Origin of the sequence: Paraburkholderia sediminicola, assembly GCF_046026675.1 — a bacterium.
GTDB classification, from domain to species: Bacteria; Pseudomonadota; Gammaproteobacteria; order Burkholderiales; family Burkholderiaceae; genus Paraburkholderia; species Paraburkholderia sediminicola_F.
The window spans coordinates 3,169,404-3,195,036 of the sequence record NZ_JAQQEY010000002.1 but is presented as its reverse complement, the minus strand read 5'-3'; the positions used below and the strand labels follow the sequence as shown (position 1 = coordinate 3,195,036).

Below are 25,633 nucleotides of genomic sequence, written 5' to 3'. Positions count from 1 at the left end.
ATGACGAACGCAAACTCATTTTATCGACCCCGCTCAGGACTGGACCTGCTCGAGAAAACCGCCGGCGACCCGCGCGAGCGCGAGCGCGCCATCCTCGAGTCGTTCGCACGCATCGAGGAGGTCGAACCCGAGGTGAGGGCGATGACGGCCGTCGCGCAGCGGGAAACGGCGTTGACCTTGGCCGCCGGTGCAACCGGTCCATTGGCCGGCATACCGATCGCGGTGAAAGATATCTTCGACACGAGCGACCTGGTCACCGGCTACGGCTCGCCAATTTACGAAGGCCATCAGCCGAAATCCGATGCCGCGATTGTGACGTTAGTGCGGCGTAACGGCGGTATTGTCATCGGCAAGACCGTTACCAGCGAATTCGCCTATATGACGCCGCCAGTGACGCGCAATCCGTGCGACCTGACGCGTACCCCGGGCGGGTCGTCATCCGGGTCGGCCGCCGCGGTGGCCGCCGGCATCGTGCCTTTCGCGATCGGCACGCAGACCGGCGGCTCGACAATCCGGCCCGCTTCGTTCTGCGGCATCGCCGGCTACAAGCCCACACTCGGCATGTTGCCGACCGTCGGCATGAAGTGCTTCTCGTGGTCGTTCGATACGGTCGGCCTGTTCGGCGCCGGTGTGCGTGACGTGGCTTACTTCGCCCAGGCCCTGTCGGGCCGGCCGCTTGCCCTGAGCGGCGTGACGGCCGGTCCGGTGTTCGGCGTGCCGGACAGCTACCCATGGACCGCACCGTCGGCGAATGCGAGTGACGCGCTCGACACGGCGGTGCGCGCTATCGAGCAGGCGGGAGGGCGCGTGCGGCGTGTGCGTTTCGCGCCGTGGATGGCCGACCTGGTCGCCGCGCACGACACTATCCAGAGCTATGAGGCGTATCAGTCGTTGGGGTTCGAGTACGATCATCGTCGTGTCGATCTATCGCCGATGCTCGCCGGTTTTCTTGATCGCGCAGCGAGGGTCGATACCGCAACCTACATCAAGGCGTGTGTTCTGACGGAACAGGCAAAGGCCAGGCTTGCCGAACTATTCGACGGCATTACCGGATTGCTGACGCCGAGCGCGCCCGACGAAGCGCCCGACGGCCACGCGTCCACGGGCGACCCCGCATTCAATCGCAATTGGACCTTGCTCGGTTGCCCGTGCGTGAACGTGCCGGGATTGAGGGGCGCACGCGGCGCCCCGATTGGCGTGCAGGTGATCTGCCGCCCTTGGGACGATGCACGATGCCTCGACGCCGCCGCGTTTGTCGAGCAGGCGGTTGCGGCAACAGTGGGACGTTTTCCCGCGACCTGAACAACAAGGAAGCGATGCAAGGAGGAGACGAAATGGAGTCGAGCTCGCGACAGCCGGCCAATCCGGCGACCGCGGACGATGGTTGGCGCATCGGCGTGTTGTACTCGCGCACAGGCGTGACCTCAGCGACCGGGTCGGAGCATTTTTTCGGCACAGTACTCGCGGTTGAAGAAATCAACGCGGCCGGCGGCGTGGGTGGGCGCCTGCTCGACCCGGTTGTTTACGATCCGAAGAGCGATCCTGACGAATATCGCCGGCTCGCCACGCGGATGCTGCAGGAAGACGATGTGACCGTGATTTTCGGCTGTTCGACTTCGTCGAGCCGAAAGGCGGTTTTGCCGGTGATCGAACGCACTAACGCATTGCTCTGGTATTGCTCGATCTATGAAGGGTTTGAGTATTCGCCGAACGTGATCTACACCGGCGGGGTACCGAACCAGAACAGCATGCAGCTGGCCGCTTATCTGCTGCGCAATCATGGCCGCCGGTTTTTTCTGGTTGGCGCCGACTACATCTATCCGCGAGAATCGAATCGGATCATGCGCGACATGGTCGAGCAGCATGGCGGCGAAATCGTGGAAGAACTCTATCTGCCGAGCGATGCGGATCCAGCGGCGCTGGAAGATGTGGTGCGGCAGATCAAGGACATCGAGCCCGACGTCGTGTTCTCCACGCTGATCGGGCGAGGCGCGCGCGACTTTTATCGGCTGTATCGCGAGCACGGGATCGACCCGGCACAGATTCCGATCGCAAGCTTGACAATGACCGAGGGCGAAACGCGGATGATCGGCTCCGAACTGTGTGGCAGCCACATCGTCTCGGCGAGTTACGTCAACACGCTGAACCTCGCGAGTAACCAGCGCTTTCTGAAATCATGGCATGCGCGATTCGGAGATCAACCGGCCAGCATGTGGTCGGAGATGGCGTATAACCAGGTGCATCTGTTTGCGCTGGCGCTGGCCCGTAGCGGAAGTCTCGATACGGCCAAGTTGGTGGAGGCGGTACATGAAGTCGAATTCGATTCGCCAGAGGGGGTGCTGAAGATCGATCCGGAGAACAATCACGCGATACTGACGCCGCGCATTGCCGTGTGCAGGCCGGACGGCTCGTTCGATATCGTCTGGGAGGGGCGAGGTCCGGTCAAACCTGATCCCTATCTGACGACGTACGGATTCGCGGAATTCTGGCTCGACGGAGAATCGGCATGAGCACGGGGGCCCGTCGTCTGTTCGACGATCTACGCACGCTGCGCGTCCTCGTGATTCATCCGCCGGGCGAGGATCGCATTGTTCTGGAAGAGCAGTTGCGCCGCATCGGTTGCCAGGTGCGCGTACTCTGGCCGTTTCCGTCGCAACTGCCCGCCGATGTCGACGCGATTTTCTTTCTCGTCGGCCCCGAAACCCGCAGCGCGGGCAATTGGTGCGCAGCCGATACCGAAGCCACATTGATCGCGTTATCCGATTACGAAAATCCAACGGCGCTGAAAATGCTGGTGGATACGCAGGCGCATGGCGTCATCACCAAGCCCTACCGGTCCACCGGCATTCTGAGCACCCTGGTGCTCGCGCGCGCGTCCTCAGGCTATCAGCAGCGCTTGCACAGCAAGGTCGCCAAGCTCGAGGAGGCGATCAAGGCGCGACGCCACATCGAGAAGGCTATCCGCATCCTCATGGAGGCGCACCAGCTTAGCGAGAGCGAAGCATACGAGCACATGCGCTCAAGAGCGACAAGTCTCCGGGTCACGGTGAGCGAGATCGCCACGTTGGTGATCGATGCCCATGAGGCAATGGAAAAGCTCGGCCTTGGCAAGGGATCAAAGCCTTGAGCCTCACCCGCTAGACGTCGCTCGGCAAGCACCTAGAGAATGCACTGAGCGGTAACGCGCATGCCTATACCGGTGCCGTCAGTCAGGGATCACCGGCTCGACCAACTTCGCCAACTGAACCAGCGACTCCTGCCAGCCGAGGTAGCACATCTCCACTGGAATGACCTCGGGCACACCCTCCTGCACAATGGTGAGATCGGTTCCGCATGACACCTGCCGCAAAGAAATAGTGACGTCCATCTGGCCTGGCAGGTTGGGGTCGTCGAATCGGTCCGAGTAGCGGATCTTCTCGAACGGCACCAGTTCGACGTACTCGCCGCCGAACGAGTGGCTATTGCCGGTGCCGAAGTTACGGAAGGACATCTTGTGAGTGCCACCCACGCGTGCATCCATGTGATGGACCTGACAGGTGAACCCGTAGGGAGGAAGCCACTTTGCGATCGCATCGGCTTCGAGGAAGGCCCGATAGACACGTTCGGGAGTAGCGTGCAGGACGCGATGGAGACGGATTGTTCCGGTAGTCATGGTGCGCTAGCCTTTCACTGGAGAAGTTGAACATACTCCTACGACGATCGGGCGACGCCGGTATCGACATAGGGTAAGACCAGGAAAAACCCGTAGGTGGCAAAGAGCATCACCTGTTGTCGCTTCTATCCCGCTACCACACGGTTGCGGCCATCGTGCTTGGCCTGGTAAAGGCGTTCATCGGCGACGCGTAAGAGGGTGTCGATCGTATCGCCGTCGCGGCCAAACTCGGAGACACCAACACTGACGGTAACGGCGACGGCCCGCCCGGTTCCGGTATAGAACTCCTCGGTAGCGACGGCGCCCCGAACGCGCTCCGCGATCGAACGTGCCACGTCCAGCGCGGCTCTAGGCAGCAGCACCATAAACTCTTCGCCGCCGACTCGCGCCACACCGTCATACGGCCGAATGGCATCAAGGCATTTCTGCACGAATCGCTGCAGCACCTCGTCACCCACCTGATGGCCGTAGTTGTCGTTGATCAATTTGAAGTGGTCGAGATCCAGCGCCAGCAGCGAGAACGGCGCACCACCACGCCTCGCTCGTGCGATTTCCGCTTCCACTTGCTGGATAAACTCGCGCCGGTTCGCGGCGCCTGTCAGCGGATCGGTTGCGGCGAGGTGTTCGAGCTTGTGATTGGTGCGTTGGAGTTCCTGCAGCGCGCTTTCCGTGCGTGCCATCGCTTCGGCGAGGCGAGCCATCAGTTCTTCCTGGCTGTAGATCGTCGAAAAGGATCGCGTTGTGCGAAACGCCTGAACGACGCCATAGCTCAGCAGGAAAAAGCCGGCGGCGAAAATCGCGTGCGCCAGCCACCACATATGATTCCAGGGCTTGCCGAGAATGAACGCGAGCGACGCCAGCGCGAAGAAGGTGATGGAGATGCCGTAGATCACCATCAGCGGCGAGCGGATGCGGCGCAGCATCAGCACGGTGACGTTTAGCGTCGAGAAGACAAGCGCTCCGCCTTCCATGGATAGCCGCACGGCGAGGTCGCCGGCAATGGGCGAGTTCGCAATGACTCCGACAACCAGGTCGATCACGACGAACACCGCGATCCACATCAGCCACGGGCGCGGATTCGAGCGCTGCTTGAGCGCGTGCGGCTGGCGGTGATACGAGAGAAGCCCGATCAGCAGCAGCACCGACATCACCAGACGCGATGCGGGTCCGTAGAGCAGGAATAGCCAGATATTGTGGTGAGCCATGCCGGTGAACGCGCCGTGCAGCGCATAGACCAGCACAAAGCCCAGGAAACCTAAAGTCAGCCACCGCAACAGCGGTTCACCCGACGACAGATAACAACGCCACGTCACATAGGTGACAAACAGCCCCTCGAGCGTTGCTGCTGCGATCGCGATTTCGTGGAACCCGTGATTTTCGAACTTCAGGCTTGGGTCTTGAAAGAACGCCAGATAGGCAATCAGGTAGGCGGGAAGGAGCGCAAAACCAATGACCAGCAAACCCGAGTAGACCTTGGTCACGATCCCGATGAGGCGAGGCGGCTCTTCGATTGAAATTGTCGTGCTCATGTGCCCGTCTCCGACAATATTACGGTGGTTTTTTCGCATCGCCGAGCGATTGACGCGTGGATCAACCGACTCGGACACGGCACCATGCGGTTATGCCTGGCCAAACATACCGCGCAGCGGACTACCTTCAGGCAATTGAAAGTATAACGGACTGTAATTTGCATCGGTGGTATATCGGTCGTGCAATTGGCTCCTGATATATCGTGCAGTTTCCTTCTGAAAATATCAGAGGCCGTAGCCGACGGTCGCCAGCCGTTGAATCCGATTCAGCCTAGGCTGCGGCGCCGCGTAAATCCCTTATATGCTGATAGACGGTCGCACGGCCCATGCCCAGAACGTTGGCAACATAGTTAGCCGCGCTCTTTCCTTTGAAGGCTCCTTCCTCCCACAGTGCCTCGACAAGTTCGCGACGGTGTTCCCGGGTCAGGGAGTTGAGTGCCAGCTGGCGTTCCTGAAGCCATGCGTGGAGAAACGTGTTGATGCGTTCCTGCCAGTCGTCCTTGAACAGCTCCTCAGGCTGCTTGACCAGACCCGCGCCCGACACGACGCGATCGATGACATGTTTCATGTCCTCAAAGACGGCGATGTTGTAATTGACGCACATCACGCCGACAGCCGCGCCTGCGTCGTCAAAGAGCACCGTGCTGACACAGCGCATTCGTCTGCCGTCCCAATTGATCTTTTCGTACGGACCGATCGTGCCTGATTGCACTGAATGATCAATCTCTTCCAGCGCCGATTCATCGCCTAGCTCACGCTTTGACAGGTTGTTTGCAATGTACGCAATCGTCTGGCTATGCAGGTCATGAATGACGATTTCGACGTACGGAAAGAAGAGCAGCGCAATACCGTCGGCGACACGGCCGTAGCGATCCAGCAGAAGCCGGCGTGCGGGGGTGGTCTTAGTCTTTCGCATAGGGAAGCATGAGATTTTTCGGTTTGGCCGGGTCTGCCGGCATGTGCGTCGATGCGCAACGCATATTCGTGCGATGCACTATTTTGCCACGGGCAATATTCATCCCTGTTTGCGGCAACCCACGCACCGCCGCATCGGTCTTGCTCAACCGATCGGCTGCCCGGTTACGTGCCTGAACAACGCGTAGGCAATCGCTACATCTTCCAGTCCGAGTCCGATTGAGCGAAAGAAGACGTGCTGCCGCCAGGAGGGTTTCCTGGCCCTGCCGGATACGAGTTCGGGCAAATCGCCCAGAACGCTTTCCGGCGACCAGTCATGCAGTTGCGCCGCCAATTTCATTTCACCTGCGCTGGCGGGCGTGGTTCGCCGGTAGTCGCAATAGACGTCCATGTCTTGAATCCACGCCGGTGGAATTTCATGCGCATTGGCGACGTTCGTGCTGATCGATGTGATGAGTGCCGGCTTGGTCAGCAGGTTGTCCGACAGTACAGGCGTGCCTGAGGATGTGCACAACGCGACCACGTCGGCATCGCGCACGCACTCATCGAGCTGGGTGCAAACTCGCACACGCTCGTGAAGGGCTGCGATCTCCGTGCGCTTCGCCTCGTTGCTCGCAAGCTCGGGTGAAAACACACTGATCGAGTCCCACGGTCGCAGTGGCGCAAGATGGCGCAAATGCGCCTGCCCCACTGAACCGGCGCCGACGATGGCGAGCCGACGTGAGTCGGGCGCCGCAAGGTGTTCCACCGCAACTGCCGTTGCGCCAGCGGTGCGCTCGATGGTAAGCAGACCCGCATCGCACCACATCAAAGGTTGCCCTGTTTCCATGGACATCAGTGCGGTCCATGCCGTAATGACCGGTTTCGCTTCGGTCACGATGTACGGCGACATCTTTGCTCCGAATACCTTGGCCTCCGCCATGACCCCGAGGTACGTAATGAAATCGCCGGCTCCTTGTGGAAACGGAGTGAAGGTCTGGGGCGGCTGCACCGCGGAGTCGTTCGCAAGCGAGAGAAACATGCGTGTCAATGCACCGCGCACATCGAGGTGGGGCAGTGCTTTGCGCACCGCATCCTGCTGGACGATCAACGGGAATACTTTGTCTGTGCTGCTCATGGGCCTGCTCTCCACATCGTTGCCGGCTAGCGGCGTCAGCACAATTCTAAAGTCAAAAAGTCCAGTCTGGACTTTTATTTTGAAATCGCTTGCATTTATGAGTGTCCAGAATAGACTGTCATTCCAGAACGACTGAGAACAGGCCTCTCTGGCACCTCATGCGTCTTCTCGAGGTCGCGCCGTCCGTAATCGCCCCGTACCCTAATTTTGTGAACCCCAATTTCATAGGGAACCATCATGCGTCTGAAGCTTTCACTCTCACTTTTCGTCGCTGCCGCTTTAATCGGTTCGGTTGGCACTGTCAGCGCCGAGACTCAAAGCACCTTGCGCTTCGGCATCGAGGCCGCGTATCCACCGTTCGAAAGCAAGTCGCCGACGGGGCAATTGCAGGGATTCGACGTTGACGTCGGCAACGCGGTCTGCGCGAAGATGGGCGTGAAATGCGAGTGGGTGGAGAATTCGTTCGACGGATTGATTCCCGCGTTGCAGGCGCGCAAATTCGATGTCATCAATTCCGCGATGAACATTACGGACAAGCGCAAACAGTCCATCGATTTCACACCGGCGATTTACGTGGTGCCGATCGTGATGGTGGCAAAGCGTGGTTCGCCCTTGTTGCCGGATGTGAAGAGCCTGCAGGGCAAACGCGTCGGCGTCCTTCAGGGATCGTCGCAGGAAGATTTCCTTAAGCGCCACTGGGCGAATGCCGGCGTATCGATCGTCTCGTACCAGGACCAGGATCAGGTGTACGCCGACCTCGTTGCAGGACGTCTGGATGCTGCCGTCCAGGAAGCGCAGACTGTTGAGGACGGTTTCCTGAACAAGCCGTCAGGCCATGACTATGCGATTGCCGGCCAGCCGCTCAGCGATCCGGCAACGCTTGGCGAAGGCACGGGCTTCGGCTTGCGCAAGGGCGACAAGGCCCTGGCCGGAAAGATCGATGCCGCGCTCGCCGCGCTTAAGAAAGACGGTACGCTCAGTAACCTTTCGCAGAAGTATTTCAAGCGCGACATCATCGCGAAGTAACCGGTTCATGACCCGATGCGAGCGGATTCGCATCGGGCTCCGAAATGAACATTCGAGCGAGCTTATGGATTTCGATGTGATCGTGCTGGGAGCAGGGATTGTCGGCGTGTCGTCCGCGCTGCATCTGCAGGATCGCGGTCGTCGCGTGGGGCTTGTCGATCGACGCGGCCCCGGCGAAGAGACCAGTTTCGGCAATGCCGGCCTGATCGAAAGTTCGTCGGTGATTCCTTACGGCTTTCCACGCGATCTCAGTACACTGCTGCGCTACATGCGTAATCGGTCGACCGATCTTTACTGGGACTACAAGGCGCTGCCGTCTTTCGCGACGTGGCTCGCGCGATTCTGGTGGGAGTCGTCTCCCGAGCGGCTCGAAGCTGCCGCGCGCGATATGTTGCCGTTGATCCGGCGAAGCGTCGCCGAGCACGACGTGTTGATCGAACGCGCCGGTCTCCAAAACCTCGCGCATGACGGCGGCTGGCTCGAGGCATTCCGTACGCGCTCGGAATATGAACGGCAGGCATCAGCCGCCGAAGTCACGGCAAAGACATACGGACTGCGCGTGATGCCGTGCGATGCCGATGCACTGGTGGCGCGCGAACCGGGTATCGCGCAGGGTTTTAGCGGTGCATTGCATTGGCAGGACCCGAAGAGCATCTCCAATCCGGGTGCGTTGACGAAGGGCTATGCGCGACTGTTCGAGGAGGGCGGTGGCGCGTTGCTCACCGGCGAGGCGGGCACGATGCGTCAGGAAGCCGATGCATGGACTGTGCAGACATCGCAAGGCAGGATCAGTGCCAAAGAGGTGGTCGTGGCGCTCGGCCCCTGGTCCGACAAGGTTTTTGAGCCGCTCGGATATCGGATACCGCTACGGGCAAAGCGCGGCTACCACATGCACTACGAGGCCACGAAAGCGATGCTCTCGATACCGCTGGTCGACACGGAAAAAGGGTATGTGGTCGCGCCCATGCAAGGGCGCCTGCGACTGACTACGGGCGTGGAAATCGCCCGACGCGATGCGCCACCGACGGGCGTTCAACTGGAACGCGCGGAAGCCGTCGCCCGGCCGATATTCGGTCTGGGCCGCCGCCTGGACGACGCGCCATGGCTAGGGTTGCGGCCGTGTACGCCTGACATGCGGCCTGTCATTGGGCGCGCGCCTCGCCACCGAGGGCTGTGGTTCTCGTTCGGGCATAACCATCACGGGTTGACGCTCGGTCCCGTGACAGGCCGTTTGCTGGCGGAAATGATGACGGGGGGCGAGCCTTTTACCGATCCGTATCCGTTCCGTCCCGAGCGATTCCGATAGACGGCCGTGGCCGACTCGCTTCATCGATAAGTCACTGCGTCACGAATCATCGCGTAACGAATTGCGAAGGAGAGTGAAATGAAGATCAAGGACTTCGGCGTCGAGCGCTGGATGGATCTCTACGAGACCCAATGCACTTACAACCTGGCCGAAACCTGTGTCGAGTCACTGACCGTGGACGAGTTGCTCACGCTCGCCGGCAAGCAGGACAGCATTCTCGACGAGCTACGGCCGCTCAAACTCACGTACGGCGCTATCGAGGGATCGATGCGACTCCGTGAAGCGATTTCGTCGATGTACGCGCGTCAGTCGCCCGCCAACCTGATCGTCACGCACGGCGCGATCGGGGGTAATGCGTTGGTGTATCAGACCCTGGTCGAACCCGGCGACACGGTGATCTCGGTGCTGCCCACGTATCAGCAGCATTATTCGATTCCCGAGAGTTACGGTGCGGATGTGCGGATTCTGAAGCTGCGCGAGGAGAACGGCTTTCTTCCGGATCTTGCCGAACTCCGCCGGCTCATCAACGACAAAACCAGACTCATCGCGATCAACAATCCGAACAACCCGACGGGCTCGCTGATGGATGAGCCGTTTCTGACCGAAATCGGGGACATCGCGCGTTCATGTGGCGCGTATGTGCTTTGCGACGAGGTCTATCGCGGCACGGATCAGGATGGCACGGGCTATACGGCTTCGATTGCCGACGTGTATGAGCGTGGCATCAGTACCGGCAGCATGTCCAAGACGTATTCGCTTGCCGGCTTGCGGCTCGGTTGGATCGGCGGCCCGAAGGATCTGATTCACGCTGTTGCGATTCATCGCGACTACAACACGATCAGCGTTGGCATGATCGACGATCACTTTGCTTCGATTGCACTCGAGAACCGTGCGGCGATTCTTGCCCGCAATCACGACATCGTGCGTACCAATCTGGCGATTCTGGACGCATGGGTTGCGAGGGAGCCGGCTATTTCGTATATCAAGCCGAAGTCGGGAACGACTGCACTCCTGAAGTTCGATCTGCCGATTTCGTCCCTGCAATTTTGCACGGAGCTCATCGAGCAAACCGGTGTGATGTTCACGCCGGGCAGCGCGCTCGACATGGAAGGCTACGTGCGTATCGGGTATGCGAACAACCGGAACGTACTTGAAACGGGACTGGCGAAAGTTTCGGAATTCCTCGGCAGGTTCTGATCGCCGTAGTCTGCGCTCGATCGAGCCGGGGATGCGCGCTGCCTACAGTCCCTTCAGGAACGCAACCAGCAGGTCGCTCACTTCTGCCGAACGCTCGCGCTGAATCCAATGACCCGCTCCATCGAGAATATGGCATCCTCGCAGGCCGGGCAGCACGCGTGCCAGATTCGCGATACGGGCCTGCGCACCTGGAAACTTAAGGACGTCGTCTTCCGCGCCGGCCACGAAAAGCGAAGGCTGCCGAATCACGCAGCCTCGCCATGCGGCCATGAGTTCCGATGAGCGCCGAATGCTGCGGTACCAGTTCAGCCCACCTCTGAAACCGGTGCGCGCGAATTCGCCTGCCACGTAAGCAATTTCTTCGTTGCTCAGCCAGCCTGGCAGCGTCTCGGGGTCCACTGTGTTGTCGAGAAAACCTGTGCCGGGCGCGAGTATGCCGGCCACCACGTGGTCGGGCCCATCGCCCGACATGCTGAACGTGACGCGTCGAATGGTGGCTTCGGGATCAGCCTCGAACTCGCGCTCAGCGATACCGGGTGTCTGGAAATACTGCATATAGAACGTTTGGACACCTTGCCGCTCCAGTGCACTGAGCAAGTCCTCTCGTGCAGGTGGATGGAACGGCACACTCATGCCAACGACGGCGCGGAACAGATCGGGCCGCAACATCGCCGCGTTCCAGGCCACCGGCGCGCCCCAGTCGTGCCCGACGATCACCGCCTCGCTCGCGCCGAGAACATTGACGAGCTCGACCATGTCGCCGACGAGATGCAACATCGTGTACGACTCCGCGTCCGGCGGCGCATCGGTGCCGCCATAGCCACGCATGTCGGGTGCGACGGCGCGGAACCCGGCGGCTGACAGCGCCGCCAACTGGTGCCGCCAGGCATACCAGGACTCCGGAAATCCATGACATAGCAGCACCAGCGGGCCGCTACCCTGGCTGGCTACACGCATGCGCAGTGCGCCTACCTGCAGTGTCTCGAGGCGAAGTTCGTGCAAGGTTTGCTCCATGATGCTCAGGTTGCGGTGGATCGCCTTAAACGATCATTCGCTACTGGTCCATTCCACGCGCGCGCCCACCGAGCGCAGGTTTTCCACAAAATTGGGGTGTGCGCGGCGGATCGGCAGCGCATTGGTGATTTCCGAGCGCCCCTCGATACTCGCCGCGACCATGAGCAGCGCGATTGCCACGCGAATGATGTACGGACTTTCGACCTTCGCGGGGCTTAACTGAAGTCCGCCGAAAGTGATCAAACGATGAGGGTCCGACAGGAACACGTGCGCGCCGAACTTGGAGAGTTCAACGGACCAGCCCATTGCTCCGTCATACACCTTGTTCCAGAACATCGCGCTGCCTTCCGCCTTCACGCCAAGCGCGATGAAGATGGGGAGCAGATCGACGGGCAGATACGGCCAGGGCGCCGCTTCCACCTTGGTGAGGATATTCTGCGTGAAAGGCCGGCGTACTCGCAATGGGCCTTCCCGCACGGCATGTGACCAGCCATCGCGATGCTCCACCTGCACGCCGAACTTCGCGAAGGTTCGATCGATAAGCGGGAACTGATCGGGTGCACTGTTTTTGACCTTGATGTCGCCCCCGGTGATTGCACCAAGCGCGAGAAAGGTCGCGATTTCGTGGAAATCCTCGCTGAACCGGAACTCGCCGCCGCCGAGTTTATGGCCGCCTTCCACGCTTAGGCGCGATGTGCCGATGCCGTCGATTGGCACACCCAGCATTGCCAGAAAACGGCAAAACTCCTGCACATGCGGTTCCGAAGCTGCATTGACCAAGGTCGACGTGCCGTTGGCCGACGCCGCGCAAAGCACGAAATTCTCAGTGGTGGTGACTGACGCGTAGTCCAGCCAATGATGATTTGCCGACATTTGAGTGCTCGCGCGCACGATCAGCGAGTCGGTGGTGCGCTCAATGCTCGCACCGAAGCGCTCGAACACCTCAACGTGCGGATCGATCTCGCGCACGCCCAGCGTGCAGCCCTTCACATCGTTCTCCAGACGTGCGACGCCAAAACGCGCCAGCAACGGCGGCACCAGCATGATCGAAGAACGCATCTCCTCGGGCAGCCTGTGCGCGACGGGATCGAAAGAAGTGGCGTGATGATGCAAATCGAGAATGCCGGTAGCAAAGTCCATCGACACGTTGCTGCCGAGCGTGCGAAAGATCTCGAGGATCTTCTTGACGTCAGTAATCTCGGGTACGCCGATGAGACGCAGTGGCTGGTCGGTCAGCAGCGTGGCACACAGGATGGGCAGGACAGCGTTCTTATTGGCGGATGGCACGATCTCGCCGCGTAACGGGAGGCCGCCATGTACGATCAGGTTCGACATGTTCGGGAGAGAGGCTGGTGGGTTGAGAAGCGAGGCCACTATCATGCCACCGGATGGCATGCGGAGGATGTTGCGGGATTCCTGGGTGTTTTTCTTGCCGCTTCTTAAAACACTCTGTCCGGCGCCTCGCGGGCAATGGTTCGTGACCGGTAATGGAGTGCGTGCCCGCGCTGCTTTGCTGCTATATCGGTGGGTACGAGCAGCCTCAAAGACATATGACGTCATATAAATAGATGACTTGGTGCCGCCGAATGGAAGGAATTTGAAACTTAACGAGCTGGGCAAATCTGGGTAAATACGTATCAAAGAATTTCGACAAAGGGTCAATTCATCTTGTATGATGACGTATCTCGAAATGGATACGCACGACGCTACGCCACGTAGCGGTCTGTAAGGCAATCTTGCGAGATCGACGGCTCAGGTTTTGCGTTGTTTATGTCGTAAACAAACGAACAATGGTTAACTGGATCGGTAGGCATGCGTAATCTCACAATAAGACACAGTCTCCTTGCCGTTCTCGTGCTTTTCGCGGGCATGATCCTGATCGGCGGCGTAGTGGGGGTGCTGGCACTTGGCCGTTCTAACGACAACGCTCGGCGTCTGCACGATATCGCCAGCCAGGAAGCGCTGGTCAATGATGCCTATAAAGACTCCACGCGCACCCGTGCCGCACTGACGCGTGCGTATTCCGCATTGAAAGAGCGCAATGACGAAGCGACCCGCGACTCGGCGCTAAAAAGTGCCGCCACGACATTGGAGCGTGCAGACCGCGAAACCAAGATGTTTCGCGATGCTGATAAATTTTCAGGGCAGGACGACGAGCTGAAGCAAAAACTCATCGATTCTTCCAATACTCTGGCCACGATTCTGCATGCTGCGTTCGACGCCCTGCAGCGGGGCGATACGAATGCATACGTATCGATCAACGATAAAGACATCACGCTGGCCGGCGTCGCCTATTCGGCCAATGTCGAGAAGTTCCAGAAGCTCGCTGAAGCACTTGCCCAGAATTCCGCCGCGCAAGGTGATCGTGAATACACGTGGGTTGTCACGATGGTGGCGGCGGGGGTGGCACTGGCCCTTGCACTGATCGTGGCCGCGCATCTCGCTTTGCGGAAGATTGTGGTCCGTCCGCTGCAGATTGCCTCTGAGTTGCTCAACCGTATTGCAGGAAGCGACCTGACCGTATCGATTCCGGAGGGGGGCAGGAGCGAGTTGGGGCAGCTGTTTACGGCGATGTCGCAGATGCAGACGGGCCTGGCTAAGACGGTGTCGAATGTGCGCGTGAACTGTGAAGCCATCCACGGTGGTGCGCGTGAGATCGCTGCCGGCAACCTCGATTTGTCGAGTAGAACCGAGCAGCAGTCTGCATCGCTCGAAGAAACGGCGGCCAGCATGGAAGAGCTGACTTCGACCGTCAAACAGAACGCCGACCATGCCCGCCAGGCGAGCAAGCTCGCCGCCAATGCAGCGGATGTCGCACAGCGAGGCGGCAATGTCGTGCAGCAGGCGGTGCAAACAATGACGGCAATCACGGCCAGTTCGAACAAGATTGCCGAGATCACGGGGATGATCAACAGCATCGCATTTCAAACCAACATCCTGGCCTTGAATGCGGCGGTCGAATCCGCGCGAGCAGGGGAGCAGGGCCGCGGCTTTGCAGTCGTTGCCGGCGAGGTGCGCACGCTTGCGCAGCGCAGCGCTGCCGCGGCACAGGAAATCAAAACGCTGATCGCCGCATCCGTCAACGATATCCGCGATGGCAATGAACTCGTTGTCCAGGCGGGGAAGACCATGGGCGAGATTGTGGGCGCAGTGCAAGGCGTCGCCACCATCATGGCTGAGATTACCTCGGCGACAGTTGAACAGAGTTCCGGCATCGAACAGGTCGGGCAGGCTGTTAGCCAGATGGACCGGGTGACGCAGCAAAACGCCGCGCTAGTCGAGGAGGCCGCCGCCGCCGCGAGCGCGCTTGAACAGCAGGCGCAGGCGATGACGGATGCTGTTTCCGCATTCCGCCTCAATCGGGCTTGACCCGCATCCATATCCACTAAAAGCATCGGTCGCGCACTTGCCGGGGCGGCAATGCGCCGCCACCGGCCGTCGAAATTTTCTCGAAAAGACTGAGGCGGCCGATGCTGGATGTTCATATTCAATCATTTCAACGGAGTGTCACGATGAGCGTTAGGGCCACCCTGGTCGCAGCAGTTCTGTTTGCGGGTGTATTGGGATCGGGCGCATCGCAGGCTGCTACGTATGCCTACGTATCGAATGCGGACAGCCAGGACATCTCTGTTTTCAGTCTCGACAAATCGAGCGGCTCACTCGCCGCAGTCGAGACCGTGCCGGTTGGGGGCACGGTTATGCCGATGGCGCTTTCGCCCGATCATCTCCGGCTCTATGCCGCATTACGATCCAAGCCATATAGCGTGGTGAGCTTCGCGGTCAATCCGCTCGACGGTCGGCTGATCGAACTGGGCAGAGCGCCGCTTGCGGAGAGCATGGCCTATGTGTCGACGGATGCGAACGGTCGCTACCTCTTTTCCGCATCGTATGGCGGAAACCTTCTGGCGGTGAACCGGATCGCTGCGGATGGCGTGGCGGGTGATATCCAGCAAACTGTCAAAACCGGCCCGATGGCGCACGCCATCCGCAATGCGCCCGACAATCGTTATGTCTTCGCATCGGTGCTCGGCTCGGATGCGTGGTTGCGCCTGAAATTCGATGCTTCGAACGGTCAGTTGACCGAAGACGCCGCGCCCGCCTATTCGTTGCCTCCGAAGTCGGGACCGCGGCACTTTGTTTTCTCGCCGGATCATCGCTTTGTCTATCTGATCGATGAGCTCGACGGCAAACTGCATGTGCTCGCCTTCGATAGCACGCATGACAAGGTCAAACCCGTCCAGACCGTTTCCATCCTGCCGCCCGATTTTTCCGGCGACAAGCCGTGGGGTGCGGATGTGCACGTCACGCCGGACGGACGTTTCCTGTACGCCTCTGAACGCACGTCCAACACGCTGGCTGTCTATCGGGTGAGCGCGAAATCGGGTGAGCTGACGCGCATCGGCACGTATCAGACAGAAAAGCAGCCGCGCGGATTCAATATCGATCCGTCGGGCAAGTATCTGCTTGCAGTCGGTCAACTGTCGTCAAACATGAGCGCTTACCGCATCGACCGCGACTCCGGCGCACTGGCTTTGATTGGACAGTACCCCGTGGGTAAGGGGGCGAACTGGATTGAGATCGTTGAGTTCGAGGGAACAAGCGGCAATTGAGAGCTGGGTCACGAGTGAGCAGATCAAGTTGCACGCGAACTGCCTTGTCACTCTGTGACGTTGGACGGTCAAGTTAATAGCCTTGCAGATGAAGTTCCGCGCGACAGCACAGCACTGTCGCGCGGAACGTCAACACGTTAGTCAATCCTGCGACCGCTTGCCGAAGAGCGCAGATGCGGCTTTCCCGGTAGCCCGCGCCCTGCGGGTTGCCAGCCGCCACAAACGGCCCGCAGTCGCAAGAATGCCAAGGAGGGGTGGCCCTGTCGTTGTCGGTGGGTCATCCTCTGAAATCATAGAAATGACCGGCCGGCCGAAGTGGCCTTCCTGCATCGGAAGATTCCAGTACTCGTATGGGTACAACATCCGGGCGAAGCGAATACGTGCATCGCACCCGCTATCGTGCCATTCGACGGTGGTTTCCCAACGCATTGTCGACATAGGGCCCCGGGTTGGGTAGATCGCAGTACTTGCCACGCGGTCTTTGCTGCAATCGTCGGTTGCAGGCAAGCCGGATAGGGCCAACTTTGGGCTTCTTTCGTCCATGGTCATCTCCGCTGGTGATGCCGATCACGGAGACGCCACAAACAAAAAAGGCCTCATCCGTATTTTCGGCGAGGCCTTTGAGCTGCGTTCCTGCTTATCTAACGCGCGTTGGCCTCCGATGGCATGCCCGAACGGACTGCCATGTGGCGTTGAAACGCGAAGGAGAAGAGGTTTAGCGTCAGCATAGCGTCAAGTTTCTTTGCAATTGGAGCGCGTGTCAACACATGTGACTACAGCGAACGCTCAATCGCCTGCCCGAGCAAATCCAGACCCAGATCGATCTCGCTCTCGAGGACGGTCAACGGAGGCGCGATCCGGAAGACACCGCCCATGCCGGGCAACTGCACGATGTTCATGCTAAGCCCCAGGTTCATGCACTCGCGGGTGATCTTCGCGCCGAGCCCATCCGCCGGCTCCTTCGTGCGGCGGTCCTTGACGATCTCCATCCCCAGAAGCAGCCCGCGTCCGCGAATGTCACCGATGCACTCGAAGCGTTCCATCAGATCGAGCAGGCCGCGCTTGAGTCGCTCGCCCATCAGGTTCGCACGCGCGACCAACCCTTCGCGCTCGACCACATCCAGCACCCGCAGACCGACGGCGGCGGGAAGCGGATCGGACACGTGGGTCGTATAGAACAGATAACCCAACTCGTGAGCCCGTTCCTCGATCTGTGCGGACGTCACGACGGCCGCGAGCGGCAGACCGGCTCCTAGCGTCTTCGACAGGGTGAGAATGTCGGGCGTGACGCCATCGCGCTGACAGGCGAACATTGTGCCCGTGCGCCCGACACCCGTTTGCGCTTCATCGAGGATCAGCAGCATGCCGCGCTCCTCGCATTTGCGCTTCAGTGCGGCCATGTAGCCTACCGGCAGTTCGATGATGCCGCCTGAACTGAGGATCGGCTCTGCGATGAAGGCGGCGAGATTGCCACTGGACTGGCGATCGATGAGATCGAAGGCGTAGTCCAGTTCCGCCAGGAAATCGTATTCCCCATTGCGCTCGAAACGCGGCCGGTACGGGAACGGGGCGGGGATCGCGTAGGAGCCGACGGCTGCCGGACCGACACCCTTGCGACCGGCGCTGTAAGTTGCGGATGCCGCATTTCCCGTCATGCCGTGCCAGGACTGCGCGAAACCGACGATTTCATATTTACCGGTGACGAGCTTCGCCATGCGAATGGCGGCTTCGTTCGACTCCGCGCCCGTGCTGAGTAACAGTGCCCGGTCGAGCCCGTCAGGCGTGATCTCGGCCAACCGGGTCGCCAGGTCGACCACCGGTCGCGACAGCATCCCGCTGAAAAGGTGGTCGAGCTTGCCGGCGTATTCGTTGATGACCGACACGATTTCCGGATGGCTGTGCCCAAGCACCGCGCTCATCTGCCCCGAGGTGAAATCCAGAATCGCGCGGCCGTCCGCGTCATAGACGAAGCTACCCTGGGCGCGCTCGATGATCATCGGCTCAAAGGTGCCGCCGTAGCGGATGAGGTGCTGTTTGGCGTTGCGCCAGAAATTTGCATCGTTGTTCAGGGACACCTTGCTTCTCCTTGTCGGGTGGCGAGAATAACTTGCAGTCTAGATGGCTCTCTGCTTTCATAGAATCGAATAGTTCTTATCGAAGATAGAAGCGGGACTTATACCTTGAGTCTTTCCCTGGAAATTGATCTGCTGCGTTCGTTTACCGTCATCGCCGAAGTCCGGGCGCTCAGCCGCGCGGCCAGCCGGATCGGCCGGACCCAGTCTGCGCTGAGTCAGCAAATGAAACGCCTCGAAGAAATCGTCGATCAGCCGCTGTTCCAGCGCACGGGTCGAGGGGTGGTGCTGACCAATCCCGGCGAACGCCTGTTGATCCACGCCCAACGCATCCTGCGCCTGCACGACGAGGCGATGGCCGATCTCTCCGGCAAAGGGCTGTCGGGCACGATCCGCTTCGGCTGTCCGGACGACTACGCCGCTGTTTTCCTGCCGCATTTGCTGCGCCAGTTCTCGAGCCAGCACCCGCATGCCCTGGTAGAGGTCATGTGCGCCCCGACCCCACGATTGCTCGAACAACTGGAGATGCATGCGCTGGACCTTGCCATGATCTCGCTGCCGGACGACGCGGGCAATGACGACATCATTCGCCGCGAACCGCTGGTCTGGGTTGGTTATCCGGGACTGGATTCCGCGCACTTCGACCCCTTGCCGCTGGCGGTTTCCGATCCTGACACGCTCGACCATGTGGCGGCCTGCGAAGCGCTGCAACGCACGGGCAGGGCTTACCGTATCGCCTATGCGAGCAGCAGTCTCGCCGGTCTGACGGCCCTGGTCCGCTCGGGGCAGGCCGTTGCCGTTATCACACAGACTGCAGTGCCCTCGGATCTTTGCATACTCAATGGGGATCCGACGCTTCCATCCTTGCCGACCGTAGGCATTACCCTGAAGTTCGAGCGGGAGCGTCCCTCCCATCTGATCACGGTATTTGCGGAGCACATCAGGCTGACGCTGCCGTTGCTGTGATCGAAGCCGGTGAAAAGTGAAATTTTTCTTCGCGGCGTGTCGATTTTGATAGTCTTCCTTCGTCGTCTCAATGGCAGCATGCGGCTTACTTCCGCATTCAGCCAACCCTGACAGGAGATTTGCCATGACGATTCAAAAGATCACGCCATTTCTTTGGTATTCCGACCAGGCCGAGGAAGCCGCTGCTTTCTATGCGAGTATCTTTCCGGACTCGCGCGTCAATCGGGTTACACCAGTACCGGCCGCCGGTTCCACGAAGATGGTCGAATTTGTTCTCTTTGGGCAGCCCTTCATTGCCATGACCGCTGGCGGGGGCGACCCGTTCAACCATGCGATGTCGCTTATGATCGATTGTGCCGATCAGGCAGAAGTTGACCGCTACTGGAATGCTTTTCTCGAGGGTGGCGGTTCGCCTGAGGCCTGCGGGTGGTTGAAAGACCGCTTCGGCGTCTCGTGGCAAATTGTTCCAACTGATCTCATCAGGATGATGGCTGACCCCGATCCGGTAAAGGCAGGGCGTGTCGCTCAGGCCATGATGAAAATGGTGAAGTTCGACGCCGCCGCGCTGAAAGCCGCTTACCTGGGGACGACGGATTAACAGAACGTCCCTTGCATCGTGTGCGTCATGAAGCGTCGGTCAGGCTTGGCCGCTTCCAGCCGACGCTCGTCGCGCACGGTCCAGGAACCCTGACGTCACGCGATCCAACGTGCGCTTCGTGGTTTCCGATTGAACGTCCTGGCTTTTCGCTGGGCCTCATTCGTCAACGCTGTTCGCACGTATGAACAGTTCCATGAACCCTGAACTCGAGTCGTGCTCCCGGGAGAAGCGATGTTCGGGAAGAAGCGCCAGCAATATCTCCGCTGTCGTACGGACCATGCAACCGCGTGCCACATGACCACCGAACACTTGACCATGCGGGTCGGCAACCGACATGTGCAGATGCGCTCCATCAGGTGATATGGACCCGGCGAGCGTCAGGATTTCCAGATCATCGCGCAGCTCAGTCGGATCCTCGTCGCCGGCAAATCGCAATTGGGCAACGCTGAGGCTCCCGATGCCCTGGATCACGAAAGCCGCCTGCAACTTGACTTCACGCAGCACGTCTTCGAGGGCGACACGCAGATCGTCGCCGGGAAAGAGGCGTAGAGGATGTGCTTGCATTGTGAGGCTCCAGGCCGGGGGCTTGGCGATAGCTTAAGGCGAATCGAGCTCGACCGGGAGAGTGCGGCCAGCAGACGCTCCGCACCCTCTGCCGATTCAAGTCGGTGAGATGAATGCCCTGTTGCGCAAGCGCTGTCGCCGCAAACCTGAAGTCGAAATAGCGCGGCAACGCAAGTAATGCCCGACCGTCCGGCAGACGGGCAAGCACGCTGACGTGAGCCGGCGCCGACCACCCATCGGGCAGGCGGTCGACGACCACATCGGTCGTCATCAGGGCCGGAGTGTAGGTGGCCCGCGTCGCCTTCTCGATCAGTTTTCCGTACACAGCCTTGATCGCGTATTCGGTGGTCGGTGCGTAGCGGCGCTCCCATTTGCGGACGAGATCTGGTCCCTACATCGGGACATCGCTCCAGAGATGGCGAAGGCGGGCGCCGAAATCGAACAGGTACCAGGGCTCCTGACGGATGAAGTCCACGTACTCCTGCGCCGCCTGAGCGCCATAGCGGTCCTCGTCCGCCTGCAGGGCGTGCAGGCAAAAACTGAATGATCGGCGGTCCCGATCCCAGCTCCGGCCGTCCTGCGGTTTGTTACGGATGTCTCGACGAGATATCGAGGTGGGGCAACGCGGTGCCGTTTCGCCGGTGATGGCAAGTGCAGTGAGCATCTGACAAAATCTGCAGAAGGATACTAAGAACGGAGGCAGCGTGCGGACGGCCGAATACCGCTTTTCCACCATTTGGCGCATCGATGCACCGGTGCAGGAAGTTTGGGCGGCAATCCAGGATTCGGCGCGCTGGCCCGAGTGGTGGAATAACGTTGAGCGCGTGGACCAGCTGGAGGCCGGTTCCGATCAGGGCGTGGGCATCGTACAACGCTATACGTGGAAAGGCTGGTTGCCCTATCGCCTCGTGTTCGATATGCGGGTGACACGCGTCGACCCGTTGATCGCGCTGGAGGGGGAGGCAAGTGGCGACGTCGAAGGCGCCGGCCGGTGGAGCTTTTCAACCGACGGACGCAACCTGACCGTGGTCCGCTATGACTGGCGCGTGCATACGACCCGCGCATGGATGAATGCATTGGCGCCGTTGTTACGACCGGTTTTCCAATGGAATCACGATGCAGTGATGCGCGAAGGCGGCGCGGCGCTGGCGCGGCGGCTGGATGCGCGGCTGCTTGGCATCGAGCACGGAGGATGAAGCCGGCGCGGACGTCGAACGTCTAGGCGAGCAGCAGCAAGGCATCCGCGAGCGACAGCACCGTGGTGCGCGAATCGAATGCCGTGGAAAACAGATGTTCATGCACCACCTGATCCGGGTCGTAACAGCAATCCTTGACCGTGTACAGGCGGAAGTCCGCGTCACTCGCATACGCCGCCGACGACAACACGACGCCGGTCGACGCAATGCCTACCATAATCAGCGAATCGACACCTTGTGCGGAAAGTCGTGCCTGCAGATCGGTGCCGAAGAACACGCTGGCGCGATGCGCGATGATGACCGGTTCACTGGCCTGCTGGCCTAACTCCGGCGAGGGCCGGTCGTCGACGAAGAGGCCAAGTTGCTTGATTCCCTGCCCATTCTTGTTCAATGGGCTGACTTCCGGATAGCCCGGACTGAACCGGAGATTGGCGAAATAGACGCCGATGCCTTTAGCCCGTGCCGCGTCGCATAGCGTGCGCGTATTGGCGAGCAAGGCCGGCGCGACCGATGGAAAGAGTCCGAGAATGTCGGTCTGATAATGCATGACGACAAGCGCGGTTTGCGCCGGCACGATTGCCTCCATTTACACTTCTCCTTTACTTCGACACACGGCTCATATTCACAACCAGAGAACGTCGAACACAGCCAGGCTTCCATTGTCAAAACGACGCTTCACCGCCGTGGAAATATTACTTCATGTCGGCACTCCGGGATCCATCTTCACACAGGTAACGAAGGCGGTCATTAAACGACACTCCGGCGAGGGCGCGTGATTCTTCAGAGACGTCAACACGTTTATATCGATCATTGAGCTCCTTGAGCGGCGACTCCTGGCTGTCGGATTGCACCGCCGCATCCGTGAGTCAGTAGGTCTGATCGGCAACAACACGAGCCACCGTTTCCAGAGACTGCTTTAGCGTGGACAGGCTGACGGAGCCGAGTGCCAGCCGGATGGCATGGGGTACATGAGCTGACGTCGCGAACGGATGGGCCGTCGACACGGAAATGTGCTCGCGCATCAACGCCATCGCGATCGCGTCTGCCCGAACCTCCTGTGGCAGAGGGAGCCAGACGAAGTACGACGCGGGATGGCTGATCCGTTTCAGTCCGCGCAGGGCTTCAGCGGCAAGGCCCTGGCGCAGCGTGGCATCCCGCCGTTTGTCGGCTTCGAGCCTGGCCACGGTGCCGTCCTCGATCCAGCCGCAGGCGAGGGCCGTCATGGTCGCCGGGGTGTTCCAGGTCGTTGCCCGGATGGCCCGTTCGAGCCTGGGAACCCATTCGCGCGGAGCACAGACGAAGCCGACGCGCAGCCCGGTCGCGACACTCTTCGACAAGCTCGACACGTAGACTGTCGTCTCTGGAGCAAGCGCTGCCAAAGGTGGTGGGGCGCCTTCCGCCAGGAACGCGTAGGCCGCGTCCTCGATGAGCATCAGTCCATGCTGCCTGGCGATGGCGACCAGTTCGCGACGCCGCGTTGCGCTCACCACCCAGCCGAGCGGGTTATGGAGCGTTGGCATCGCGTACACGGCGCGTACTCGCCGTCGCCTGCATAGCGCCGCCAATGCGTCCAGGTCCGGACCGTTCCCAGCGGCAGGAATTGGGGCGAGTTCCAGCCGGTTGACCTCGGCGGCGAGCTTGAATCCCGGGTACGTCAAGGCATCTACGGCCACCACGTCGCCGGGCTCGAGCAGAGCCATGGCGATTGTCGTCAGCCCGTGCTGCGCGCCGCTCACGAGCAATACGGCTTCAGCGGATACCGCCAGTCCCCGGCTGGTCAGGTGGCGCGCCACGGTCGCCCGCTCGTGCTCGCGCCCGCCGTGGGGCTGGTATCGAAGCAGCGCTTCCAGGTCGCCTGCAGCGGCGAGTTGGCGCAGCGCCGCGCGGAGAAGGTCTCCCTGATCCGGCAACGAGGGATTGTTGAAACTCAGATCCACCGTGTCAGCGCTCCAGGCTTGCAGATCAATGCCTTGACCGCGAGGGAGCGCCTCCTTGACGAACGTACCGCGACCGGTTTCGCCGCTCACGAGGCCCATCGCTTGCAACTCCGCGTAGACGCGCGTGGCCGTGACCAGCGCCAGTCCTTCGCGTGCCGCGAGATCGCGGTGCGTTGGCAACCGTGTGCCAGGGCGCAGCCGCCCCGCGCGGATATCGGCCGCGAGACGGTCGACCAGTTGCTTGTAACGGGGCTGAGGCATGCCCGAGTGTATCCATGACAATTATTTGAATGTATTGATTATCGGTTCTACGATGGCGCAATACAACGTCTCCACTCGCACGAGGCCCCCATGCACATCGCCATCCTGACCTTTGAAGGCTTCAATGAACTCGACTCGCTGATCGCGCTCGGCATCCTTAACCGGGTCAAGCGGCCGGACTGGCGAGTTTCGATCGCCAGTCCGACGGACAAGGTGCGTTCGATGAACGGTGTGGTGTTGGAGGCGCAAGCGTCGCTAAAGGACGCATGCGACGCGGATGCTGTGCTGGTGGGGAGTGGGAGGCTGACCCGGGACGTCGTCGCTGATTCCGCGTTGATGTCGCAACTGAGGTTCGATCCGACGCGCCAGTTGCTGGGCGCGCAGTGCTCGGGCACGCTCATACTTGCGAAGCTGGGCCTGCTGGACGACGTTCCGGCGTGCACGGACCTGACCACCAAACCTTGGGTCGAGGAGGCGGGCGTGGCTGTACTCAATCAGCCGTTCGTGGCAAAGGGAAACGTCGCGACTGCCGGCGGGTGCCTGGCGTCGCAGTATCTGGCGGCCTGGTTCATCGCGCGTCTGGAAGGCGTCGAGGCTGCACGTAGCGCGATTCACTACGTGGCGCCAGTGGGGGAGAAGGAGGTCTACGTGACGCGCGCGATGGCGAACATTTCGTCGTTCCTTTAGGGCGCGCTGAGTCTCGAATTACGAGCCCCCGAAGCTGGTCACTCATTGAGCACTCCCACAATTGCCAGTGAATGTCCGCTGATACGCGAGGCCGGGGTCCGTCCTTCCTGATGGTGTCACCAGGAAGGACAAAAGACCGCCTGTACTTTCGTTACCCTAAGCCGTAGTCGACACCAGGCTTCCAACCGTTTGCATATGCGAATGTCCCTTGAGGTTATCCGCGAGCGTCTGCACAAACGACTGCAACGACGTGCCCGAGTTGCTATCGCCTAGTGAGCTCAACAGGGACTGAAAATCCGTCTGCAGCGTTGACGCTTGCGAAGAAGACGAAGAAGAATCGCTGCTTGCATCCGAGGTGCTGGACGCGGTACCTGAGCTCGTCGTACTGCTGGACCCGAGTTCCTGAGCCAGTGCATTCAGCGCGCCGCCGATATCCCCATAGGACGAAGTCGCGATCGAGTTCGTTGAGCCGCTCGTGCTATCAGATGTGGAGCTATCACCGTTGCCCGTTTGCTGAAGCGATCCTAGTGCCTGAAACAATGCCCCGAGAAAGGCCTGCAGCGCACCGGAAATTGTGCTTGTTGACGACGAATCGCTCGTGGAGGAAGTGGAGGAGGCTGCAGTGGTGGACGAGTTCGAAGAAGCCGTCGTACTCGACGTGCCCGAAGTAGCCGTGGTCGACGACGTGCTGCCAATTCCAAGCGCCGACAACGCCGCCTCGAGTGCTGACAGAAGCGGATTCGAGTCCGTCGAACTGGTCGACGAAGAGGACGATGAGGATGACCCCGTTTCGCAGCCGCCGCCGGCCGAGCGGCGAGTAGCGCCGACAGAAAGCAGGCTCGTGCCGGTTTGTGAACCACTTACACTTTGTATGCTCATGATGTTTGACCTCCTTACGAGTTGAGCATTTAGAGTAAGCGATGGCAACACTTCCAAATGCCTGGTAAGGGGTGGATTCACCCGCCATCTCGGCTATCGGTAAGGTG

At 60.2% G+C, this 25,633-nt stretch carries 24 protein-coding genes; 13 read left to right on the top strand and 11 right to left on the bottom strand.

Translation table 11 applies throughout. The features are described 5' to 3' along the window. Genes PQQ86_RS33995 through PQQ86_RS33985 form a run of 3 tightly spaced genes read left to right on the top strand, consistent with a single transcriptional unit; the run spans position 1 to position 3,127 of the window. Entirely contained in the window at positions 1–1,302 is a 1,302-nt protein-coding gene (locus tag PQQ86_RS33995) for an amidase (RefSeq protein ID WP_408277264.1), read from the top strand. A 32-nt stretch (positions 1,303–1,334) separates the two neighbouring features. After that, complete coding sequence (locus PQQ86_RS33990; protein ID WP_408277261.1) at positions 1,335–2,510, top strand: transporter substrate-binding domain-containing protein; 1,176 nt, start codon at positions 1,335–1,337, stop codon at positions 2,508–2,510. After that, complete coding sequence (locus PQQ86_RS33985) at positions 2,507–3,127, top strand: ANTAR domain-containing response regulator (protein WP_408277258.1); 621 nt, start codon at positions 2,507–2,509, stop codon at positions 3,125–3,127. Before PQQ86_RS33990 ends, PQQ86_RS33985 begins: the two co-directional genes overlap by 4 nt. Before the next feature lie 78 nt (positions 3,128–3,205). Here PQQ86_RS33985 and PQQ86_RS33980 read toward each other — a convergent pair whose 3' ends face one another. The 4 genes from PQQ86_RS33980 to PQQ86_RS33965 form a co-directional block, all read right to left on the bottom strand. Continuing rightward, positions 3,206–3,652, bottom strand: a complete 447-nt coding sequence (locus PQQ86_RS33980; protein WP_408277256.1) for an SRPBCC family protein — start codon at positions 3,650–3,652, stop codon at positions 3,206–3,208. A 125-nt stretch (positions 3,653–3,777) separates the two neighbouring features. Beyond that, positions 3,778–5,181 (bottom strand): GGDEF domain-containing protein, encoded by a 1,404-nt coding sequence (locus PQQ86_RS33975; RefSeq protein WP_408277253.1) that lies wholly within the window; start codon positions 5,179–5,181, stop codon positions 3,778–3,780. Positions 5,182–5,452: 271 nt separating this feature from the next. Beyond that, entirely contained in the window at positions 5,453–6,097 is a 645-nt protein-coding gene (locus PQQ86_RS33970; protein ID WP_408277251.1) for a helix-turn-helix transcriptional regulator, read from the bottom strand. A gap of 144 nt (positions 6,098–6,241) precedes the next feature. After that, positions 6,242–7,213 carry an ornithine cyclodeaminase family protein gene (locus PQQ86_RS33965; RefSeq protein ID WP_408277248.1) on the bottom strand — a complete coding sequence of 324 codons (972 nt, stop codon included), beginning with the start codon at positions 7,211–7,213 and terminating at the stop codon, positions 6,242–6,244. 237 nt (positions 7,214–7,450) lie between these two features. Here PQQ86_RS33965 and PQQ86_RS33960 point away from each other — a divergent pair, with 237 nt between their 5' ends. The 3 genes from PQQ86_RS33960 to PQQ86_RS33950 all read left to right on the top strand — a co-directional run bounded on the left by PQQ86_RS33960 (position 7,451) and on the right by PQQ86_RS33950 (position 10,742). Continuing rightward, positions 7,451–8,239 carry an ABC transporter substrate-binding protein gene (locus PQQ86_RS33960; protein ID WP_408277245.1) on the top strand — a complete coding sequence of 263 codons (789 nt, stop codon included), beginning with the start codon at positions 7,451–7,453 and terminating at the stop codon, positions 8,237–8,239. A gap of 64 nt (positions 8,240–8,303) precedes the next feature. After that, the gene (locus tag PQQ86_RS33955; RefSeq protein WP_408277242.1) at positions 8,304–9,545 is read left to right on the top strand and encodes an NAD(P)/FAD-dependent oxidoreductase; all 1,242 of its coding nucleotides are present in this window, start codon (positions 8,304–8,306) and stop codon (positions 9,543–9,545) included. Between the two features lie 78 nt (positions 9,546–9,623). Continuing rightward, on the top strand, positions 9,624–10,742 hold the full coding sequence (locus PQQ86_RS33950; protein ID WP_408277240.1) for an aminotransferase: 1,119 nt from the start codon (positions 9,624–9,626) through the stop codon (positions 10,740–10,742). Positions 10,743–10,784: 42 nt separating this feature from the next. Here PQQ86_RS33950 and PQQ86_RS33945 read toward each other — a convergent pair whose 3' ends face one another. Together PQQ86_RS33945 and PQQ86_RS33940 are read right to left on the bottom strand one after the other, a co-directional pair. Beyond that, positions 10,785–11,744: an alpha/beta fold hydrolase gene (locus tag PQQ86_RS33945; protein WP_408277237.1), complete on the bottom strand. Its 960-nt coding sequence runs from the start codon at positions 11,742–11,744 to the stop codon at positions 10,785–10,787. A gap of 45 nt (positions 11,745–11,789) precedes the next feature. Further along, complete coding sequence (locus tag PQQ86_RS33940; RefSeq protein WP_408279424.1) at positions 11,790–13,091, bottom strand: UDP-N-acetylglucosamine 1-carboxyvinyltransferase; 1,302 nt, start codon at positions 13,089–13,091, stop codon at positions 11,790–11,792. A 477-nt stretch (positions 13,092–13,568) separates the two neighbouring features. Here PQQ86_RS33940 and PQQ86_RS33935 point away from each other — a divergent pair, with 477 nt between their 5' ends. Further along, a complete protein-coding gene (locus PQQ86_RS33935) occupies positions 13,569–15,125 on the top strand; it encodes a methyl-accepting chemotaxis protein (RefSeq protein WP_408277234.1) in 1,557 nt (518 codons plus the stop codon). 143 nt (positions 15,126–15,268) lie between these two features. Next, positions 15,269–16,366, top strand: coding sequence for a lactonase family protein (locus tag PQQ86_RS33930; protein ID WP_408277231.1), 1,098 nt, complete (start codon positions 15,269–15,271; stop codon positions 16,364–16,366). 773 nt (positions 16,367–17,139) lie between these two features. Here PQQ86_RS33930 and PQQ86_RS33925 read toward each other — a convergent pair. Beyond that, positions 17,140–18,441 (bottom strand): aspartate aminotransferase family protein, encoded by a 1,302-nt coding sequence (locus PQQ86_RS33925; RefSeq protein ID WP_408277229.1) that lies wholly within the window; start codon positions 18,439–18,441, stop codon positions 17,140–17,142. A 105-nt stretch (positions 18,442–18,546) separates the two neighbouring features. Between PQQ86_RS33925 and PQQ86_RS33920 the strand changes: the two genes are divergently transcribed. Further along, the gene (locus PQQ86_RS33920) at positions 18,547–19,404 is read left to right on the top strand and encodes a LysR substrate-binding domain-containing protein (RefSeq protein WP_408277226.1); all 858 of its coding nucleotides are present in this window, start codon (positions 18,547–18,549) and stop codon (positions 19,402–19,404) included. Between the two features lie 124 nt (positions 19,405–19,528). Next, positions 19,529–20,002 carry a VOC family protein gene (locus PQQ86_RS33915; RefSeq protein ID WP_408277224.1) on the top strand — a complete coding sequence of 158 codons (474 nt, stop codon included), beginning with the start codon at positions 19,529–19,531 and terminating at the stop codon, positions 20,000–20,002. Positions 20,003–20,158: 156 nt separating this feature from the next. On the opposite strand, the gene PQQ86_RS33910 is transcribed toward PQQ86_RS33915, so the two are convergent. After that, a complete protein-coding gene (locus tag PQQ86_RS33910; RefSeq protein ID WP_408277221.1) occupies positions 20,159–20,566 on the bottom strand; it encodes a PPC domain-containing DNA-binding protein in 408 nt (135 codons plus the stop codon). A gap of 391 nt (positions 20,567–20,957) precedes the next feature. After that, positions 20,958–21,230 (bottom strand): hypothetical protein, encoded by a 273-nt coding sequence (locus tag PQQ86_RS33905; RefSeq protein WP_408277218.1) that lies wholly within the window; start codon positions 21,228–21,230, stop codon positions 20,958–20,960. Positions 21,231–21,270: 40 nt separating this feature from the next. On the opposite strand from PQQ86_RS33905, the gene PQQ86_RS33900 reads away from it, so the two are divergent. Continuing rightward, a complete protein-coding gene (locus PQQ86_RS33900; RefSeq protein WP_408277217.1) occupies positions 21,271–21,762 on the top strand; it encodes an SRPBCC family protein in 492 nt (163 codons plus the stop codon). 22 nt (positions 21,763–21,784) lie between these two features. Here PQQ86_RS33900 and PQQ86_RS33895 read toward each other — a convergent pair whose 3' ends face one another. Further along, positions 21,785–22,348 (bottom strand): cysteine hydrolase family protein, encoded by a 564-nt coding sequence (locus tag PQQ86_RS33895; protein WP_408277215.1) that lies wholly within the window; start codon positions 22,346–22,348, stop codon positions 21,785–21,787. Between the two features lie 280 nt (positions 22,349–22,628). Further along, entirely contained in the window at positions 22,629–23,960 is a 1,332-nt protein-coding gene (locus PQQ86_RS33890) for an aminotransferase-like domain-containing protein (RefSeq protein WP_408277212.1), read from the bottom strand. Positions 23,961–24,050: 90 nt separating this feature from the next. Here PQQ86_RS33890 and PQQ86_RS33885 point away from each other — a divergent pair, with 90 nt between their 5' ends. Further along, complete coding sequence (locus PQQ86_RS33885; protein ID WP_408277210.1) at positions 24,051–24,647, top strand: DJ-1/PfpI family protein; 597 nt, start codon at positions 24,051–24,053, stop codon at positions 24,645–24,647. A gap of 574 nt (positions 24,648–25,221) precedes the next feature. Next, positions 25,222–25,551 (top strand): hypothetical protein, encoded by a 330-nt coding sequence (locus PQQ86_RS33880; RefSeq protein WP_408277207.1) that lies wholly within the window; start codon positions 25,222–25,224, stop codon positions 25,549–25,551. The last annotated feature ends 82 nt before the right edge of the window (positions 25,552–25,633 follow it).

Bases quoted from the DNA above. Each gene is read 5' to 3' on its own strand.
- PQQ86_RS33895 (WP_408277215.1), bottom strand. From the start codon at position 22,348: ATGGAGGCAATCGTGCCGGCGCAAACCGCGCTTGTCGTCATGCATTAT.
- PQQ86_RS33950 (WP_408277240.1), top strand. From the start codon at position 9,624: ATGAAGATCAAGGACTTCGGCGTCGAGCGCTGGATGGATCTCTACGAG.
- PQQ86_RS33915 (WP_408277224.1), top strand. From the start codon at position 19,529: ATGACGATTCAAAAGATCACGCCATTTCTTTGGTATTCCGACCAGGCC.
- PQQ86_RS33965 (WP_408277248.1), bottom strand. From the start codon at position 7,213: ATGAGCAGCACAGACAAAGTATTCCCGTTGATCGTCCAGCAGGATGCG.
- PQQ86_RS33890 (WP_408277212.1), bottom strand. From the start codon at position 23,960: ATGCCTCAGCCCCGTTACAAGCAACTGGTCGACCGTCTCGCGGCCGAT.
- PQQ86_RS33995 (WP_408277264.1), top strand. From the start codon at position 1: ATGACGAACGCAAACTCATTTTATCGACCCCGCTCAGGACTGGACCTG.
- PQQ86_RS33975 (WP_408277253.1), bottom strand. From the start codon at position 5,181: ATGAGCACGACAATTTCAATCGAAGAGCCGCCTCGCCTCATCGGGATC.
- PQQ86_RS33910 (WP_408277221.1), bottom strand. From the start codon at position 20,566: ATGCAAGCACATCCTCTACGCCTCTTTCCCGGCGACGATCTGCGTGTC.
- PQQ86_RS33940 (WP_408279424.1), bottom strand. From the start codon at position 13,091: ATGTCGAACCTGATCGTACATGGCGGCCTCCCGTTACGCGGCGAGATC.
- PQQ86_RS33930 (WP_408277231.1), top strand. From the start codon at position 15,269: ATGAGCGTTAGGGCCACCCTGGTCGCAGCAGTTCTGTTTGCGGGTGTA.
- PQQ86_RS33985 (WP_408277258.1), top strand. From the start codon at position 2,507: ATGAGCACGGGGGCCCGTCGTCTGTTCGACGATCTACGCACGCTGCGC.
- PQQ86_RS33980 (WP_408277256.1), bottom strand. From the start codon at position 3,652: ATGACTACCGGAACAATCCGTCTCCATCGCGTCCTGCACGCTACTCCC.
- PQQ86_RS33960 (WP_408277245.1), top strand. From the start codon at position 7,451: ATGCGTCTGAAGCTTTCACTCTCACTTTTCGTCGCTGCCGCTTTAATC.
- PQQ86_RS33905 (WP_408277218.1), bottom strand. From the start codon at position 21,230: ATGCTCACTGCACTTGCCATCACCGGCGAAACGGCACCGCGTTGCCCC.
- PQQ86_RS33955 (WP_408277242.1), top strand. From the start codon at position 8,304: ATGGATTTCGATGTGATCGTGCTGGGAGCAGGGATTGTCGGCGTGTCG.
- PQQ86_RS33990 (WP_408277261.1), top strand. From the start codon at position 1,335: ATGGAGTCGAGCTCGCGACAGCCGGCCAATCCGGCGACCGCGGACGAT.
- PQQ86_RS33885 (WP_408277210.1), top strand. From the start codon at position 24,051: ATGCACATCGCCATCCTGACCTTTGAAGGCTTCAATGAACTCGACTCG.
- PQQ86_RS33970 (WP_408277251.1), bottom strand. From the start codon at position 6,097: ATGCGAAAGACTAAGACCACCCCCGCACGCCGGCTTCTGCTGGATCGC.
- PQQ86_RS33935 (WP_408277234.1), top strand. From the start codon at position 13,569: ATGCGTAATCTCACAATAAGACACAGTCTCCTTGCCGTTCTCGTGCTT.